Source organism: Parapedobacter flavus, assembly GCF_035818675.1.
GTDB lineage: Bacteria > Bacteroidota > Bacteroidia > Sphingobacteriales > Sphingobacteriaceae > Parapedobacter > Parapedobacter flavus.
On record NZ_JAYKZZ010000037.1, the window covers coordinates 1 to 5,655 of the forward strand.

Here is a 5,655-nt window from a genome sequence, read left to right on the forward strand (position 1 = left end):
ACCCAAACTAATGCTATTAAAACCTTGATGATTGCTGATGAAGTGGTCATCAACAAAATTCATCTCATCAGGGAACAAAAAGTAATGCTCGACAGCGATTTGGCAGAATTGTATGGAGTAGAGACGCGCCGGTTAAAAGAGCAGGTACGACGAAATATGAATCGCTTTCCGGAGCATTTTATGTTTGAGTTGACCCGGGAGGAGTATGACCTGATCCTAAGATCGCAAAATGCGACCTTAGGACATGGCGCCTATTCCAAATACTTGCCGTTTGCCTTTACCGAACACGGTGTTCTCATGTTGTCCAATGTGCTGAAAAGCGAACAGGCGATAACAATGAGTATACGTATCATTGACATATTTGTTAAACTGCGCGAAGCATTGACCAACCATAGCAAACTGAAATTGGAAATTGAGCAGGTTAAGAATGCCATCGCTAAACAAAGCAAACGGCAAGAAAACCAAGACAAAAATATCGAACTGGTATTCCAATACCTCGACGAACTGAATGATAAAATCAAACGGCCGCCGCTATTGCCGGACAGGGAGATGGTGGGGTATAAAATTGGGGGGAATAAAAAAGAAGAATGAATAAGGGGGCAAACCATTTATAAAAGAAGCGGCAACAATGAAACGCAAGCGCAATACAATTTGAAAAATAAGCTTTATGGGAAACCGTATTGGCTTATGATAGAGCTAAGTTAGCTTTGGAAGGCTGATATGCGAAAAGTTATCCTAAATACGCAATGCGCATTTGGATAACCAAGTAGACAGCGCCTTGGAAAATAATGCGGGATACACAATATGGAAGCACAAACTCAAACGACTGATTTAAAGCCTAATACAAAGTACGTGACAGATAACTTTAAATATCGCCAATTGCGCATATTTAGGAGTTGGGCAACATACAAAAAGCCCACCGCACAAACAGCACATTTGGTTTTTGCCGGCACACGAGCCAACGCTAAAAAAACCAAAAGAGCTGTTTCTTGCCAACGCTCTGACAGAAATTGAAAGAATAAATGACATTAGAACAATATATTGACAACTTAGACAAAAGGTACAGACTCGGAAATGCGACTGAACATACTTTTCGTGGTGATTTACAGCAACTTTTGGAAAGTTTAGTGCCGACCATCAGAGCGACCAACGAACCGAAAAGACAGAGTTGCGGAGCACCTGACTACATTTTGACCAAAAAAGATATTCCTGTTGGATTTATTGAAGCTAAAGACATTGGCGACAAAGACCTTGACGGCACTAAGAAAACAGGAAACAAAGAGCAGTTTGACCGATACAAAGCTTCTCTAAACAATCTGATTTTTACAGATTACATAAACTTTCATCTATACCGAGAAGGCGAATTTGTTACCAAAATTTCAATTGCAGAAATCACGGACAAAGGAATAAAACCTTTACCTGAGAACTTTGGCAACTTTGAAAATCTGATAAAAGACTTTTGCGTTCACGTTGGACAAACGATAAAAAGCTCAAAAAAATTAGCAGAAATGATGGCGGGCAAAGCTCGCCTTCTTTCTGATATTATTGAAAAGTCGTTGACCAGTGATGAAGAAAATCAAGAGAATAGTACGTTGAAAGAACAAATGTTGGCTTTCAAGCAGATTCTGATTCACGACATTACGCCACAAGGTTTTGCAGACGTTTACGCTCAAACCATTGCTTACGGAATGTTTGCAGCTCGTTTGCACGACCCTACTTTGGATAATTTTAGCAGACAAGAAGCGGCTGAACTGATTCCAAAATCCAATCCGTTTTTACGAAAACTCTTTGGCTACATTGCAGGACCAGACATTGACGACCGAATTAAATGGGTAGTAGAAAACCTTTCGGAAATCTTTTTGGCGTGTAACGTAGAAGAAATTTTAAAGAACTACGGGAAATCCACCAAAATGGAAGACCCGATTATCCATTTTTACGAAACGTTCCTAAGCGAATACGACCCAAAATTGCGTAAATCTCGTGGCGTTTGGTACACACCGCAACCCGTTGTAAATTTTATTGTTCGGGCAGTTGATGATATTCTAAAAACGGAATTTAATTTACCGCAAGGACTTGCCGACACGAGCAAAACAACCATAAAAGTAAACACCCAAACCGCTGACAAACGTTCGGCAACAGGTTACAAACAAATGGAGCAAGAAGTACACAAAGTACAGATTCTTGACCCAGCCACAGGTACAGGCACTTTTTTGGCAGAAGTGGTAAAACACATTCACAAAAAATTCCAAGGGCAACAAGGCATTTGGAGCAATTATGTAGAAACCCATTTATTGCCACGTCTAAACGGTTTTGAATTGTTAATGGCAAGTTATGCAATGGCACATTTAAAATTGGATTTGCTTTTGACCGAAACAGGATTTAAACCAACATCAAACCAACGATTTAAAGTTTATTTGACCAACAGCTTAGAGGAACATCACCAAGACACAGGAACTTTATTTGCTAATTGGTTAAGCACCGAAGCAAACGAAGCGAATCACATCAAAAGAGATACGCCAGTAATGTGTGTAATTGGAAATCCGCCTTATGCTGTAAGTAGCACAAATAAAAATGATTGGATTCAAGATTTAATTTCTGACTACAAGAAAAATCTCAATGAACGTAAAATCAACTTGGATGATGATTACATCAAATTCATACGTTACGGACAACATTATATCGACAAAAATGGAAGTGGCGTTTTGGCTTACATTTCCAATAACAGCTTCTTAGATGGTATTACTCACAGGCAAATGCGAAAACATTTGTTAGAGAGTTTTGATAAAATATACATATTGGATTTACACGGAAATTCTCGAAAATTAGAAACAAGTCCTGATGGTTCAATTGACCAAAATGTATTTGATATAATGGCAGGTGTTTCAATTAATATTTTCGTCAAAACAGGAAAGAAAAAGAAAAATGAATTAGGTCAAGTATATAATTATGATTTATATGGAAAACGAGACTTTAAGTATAAAACATTAACAGAAAATGATTTAAGTTCATTAAATTATTCCAGCATTGAATGTAATTCACCTTATTACTTTTTTGTTCCAAAAAACTTTGAAAGTGCTAATCAATATGATTTAGGGTTTAAAATTGATGAGCTTCTTCCATTTAATAATTCAGGTTTTGAAACAGCGAAAGATAAATTTTTAATCAAATTCAATAAAACAGACATAAAGTCTCTGAAAGAGGGCATAGAAAATTTTTCATCTGAGGAAATATCAAGTAAATACAATCTCAAAATCACAAAAGCTAATGAAGTAAAAAGTGATATAGAAAATGCGTACACAATAGAATCGCTTTATCGTCCATTCGACAAAAGATATACCCTAATATCAACGAATAGTAAAGGAGTTATGTTTCGCCCTCGTTTTGATACGGTTAAGCATCTTTTAAAAGAAAATGTAGCTCTTTTATGTTGTAAAAGACAAACATCCTTTGATTTTCAACACGCTTTTATTACAAAAAGTGCAGTAGAAAGATGTTCTGTTTCTTTACAAACAGGAGAAGTGAGTTATGCTTTTCCTCTTTATCTCTATCCAGAAACCAACGGACAACATACTATTGAACAATCAGCCGTAAGAAAACCAAATCTAAAAGCTGAAATTGTAAATCAAATTGCGGAGAAATTAGGCTTAACATTTACCAATGAAAAAGCTACAAGCAAAGATACTTTTGCTCCAATTGATATTTTAGACTACATCTATGCAGTTTTACATTCGCCAACATACAGAGAGAAATACAAAGAGTTTTTAAAAATTGATTTTCCGAGAGTACCTTATCCAAAAGATAAAGATACTTTTTGGCAACTCGTGAAATTGGGTGGAGAAATACGCCAAATTCATTTATTGGAAAGCCCAAAAGTGGAGCAATATATTACGCAATATCCAATAGACGGAGATAATGTAGTTGGAAAAACAAAATACAAAGACGGTAAAGTTTACATTAACGAAACCCAGTATTTTGACAAAGTTCCGCAAGTTGCTTGGGAGTTTTACATTGGTGGTTATCAACCCGCTCAAAAATGGCTCAAAGACCGTAAAGACCGCAAATTGGAGTTTGACGATATTTTGCATTATCAAAAAATCATTGTGGCATTGACTGAGACGGATCGGTTGATGAGGGAGATTGATAAAATTGAGATTATATGAAATTAAATAGCTTAATAATTAAGAATTTTAGAGGTTATCGTGATATAAAAATACCTTTCAATGAAAACCTAAATCTCATTATTGGCAGAAATGATGTTGGGAAATCTACCATTCTAGATGCACTTGAAATATTTTTCAATAATGACAAAGTCAAAATGGAAGTTTCTGACTTAAATATTGATGCTATAAAAGAAGGAGAGACAGAAATTACAATCGGTGCAACTTTTATTTTAGAGGGTAATGAAACGGTTGTAATTGATTCTACAGCCGAAACTAATTTGAAAGATGAATTCCTTTTAAACAAAGATGGTTTGCTTGAAATACATAGAACATATTCTGCAGGTGGTAAATCAATTACCGCTAGTGGAGTAAAAAATTGGATTATAGCACATCATCCAATAAATTTCATTGAAAAGCCATTAATCTCATTAAAGCTAAAAGACTTAGTTAAGCTCTACGAAAAAGATTATGAAGAAATTAATGACGGAGAGAAGCCTTTAAAAAACTCAAAACCACCTATTAGAAAAGCTATTTACCGAATAGCTAACATTAGTGAGTTCGATACAGCATCCTTATTAATTGATAAAATTGGTGAAGATTCAAAGTCAAGTAAAGAAACTTGGGACAGTATTGAAAAGTATCTTCCAATATATAATTTGTTTCAGGTTGATAGACCAAACCGAGATTCTGATAAAGATGTTCAAGACCCATTAAAAGCAATTACCAAGTCAGTAATTGATGAAATTAAAGGAGATTTAGAACCAATAAAAAAGAAAATTGAAGACGCAATTGAGAAACTTGGAGAAGCTACGATAGAGAAGTTAAAAGAAACAAATGAAGAAATTGCCACAGGTTTAAAATCTGTCGTAGAAAATAGACCTTGGGAATCACTTTTTAACTTTCAATTGGAAGACGAACGTGGAATTGCTCTTAACAAAAGAGGCAGTGGCGTTAGAAGACTGATTTTACTTAGTTACTTCCAAGCGGAAGCAGATAGAAAGAGAAGCTCAACAAGACAAATGATTTATGCAATTGAAGAACCAGAAACAGCTCAACATCCAGATTTTCAATTAAAAATATTGAATACTCTAAAGTCAATTTCAGCAAAAGAAAATAGTAAAGTCATTATAACGACTCATACCCCTGAGTTTGCAAAAACTGTCGATTCTAAACAAATCTGTTATTTAGAAAAGATTGGTCACAATCCTACCCTAATATCAGATGAAGATATTAAGATTAAAAAAGTAATTGATACACTTGGCATCCTTCCATATTTTGGAAAACTTGTTTTATGTGTTGAAGGCGAATTTGATAGAGAATTTTTCTTGAATCTATCAAATAATGAAGATTTTAGAAATATCATTTGTTTTAATACTGAGAATATTAAAATTATACCTCAAGGTGGCAGTAATCTTGAAAGAGCAGCGGAACGAAATTATTTAGATAATTCTATAATTCCCCCCGAAAACAGGACAGCAGTTTAAGTTAGATTTTT

The 5,655-nt window shown here is 35.1% G+C and carries 3 protein-coding genes; all 3 read left to right on the forward strand.

The features are described 5' to 3' along the window. The first annotated feature begins 27 nt into the window (after window positions 1-27). The 3 genes from U9S71_RS20130 to U9S71_RS20140 all read left to right on the forward strand — a co-directional run bounded on the left by U9S71_RS20130 (window position 28) and on the right by U9S71_RS20140 (window position 5,644). The gene (locus U9S71_RS20130; RefSeq protein WP_326329657.1) at window positions 28-591 is read left to right on the forward strand and encodes an ORF6N domain-containing protein; all 564 of its coding nucleotides are present in this window, start codon (window positions 28-30) and stop codon (window positions 589-591) included. A gap of 431 nt (window positions 592-1,022) precedes the next feature. Next, window positions 1,023-4,160, forward strand: a complete 3,138-nt coding sequence (locus U9S71_RS20135) for a type ISP restriction/modification enzyme (RefSeq protein WP_326329653.1) — start codon at window positions 1,023-1,025, stop codon at window positions 4,158-4,160. Next, window positions 4,157-5,644 carry an ATP-binding protein gene (locus tag U9S71_RS20140; RefSeq protein WP_326329655.1) on the forward strand — a complete coding sequence of 496 codons (1,488 nt, stop codon included), beginning with the start codon at window positions 4,157-4,159 and terminating at the stop codon, window positions 5,642-5,644. Before U9S71_RS20135 ends, U9S71_RS20140 begins: the two co-directional genes overlap by 4 nt. Window positions 5,645-5,655: the final 11 nt, after the last annotated feature.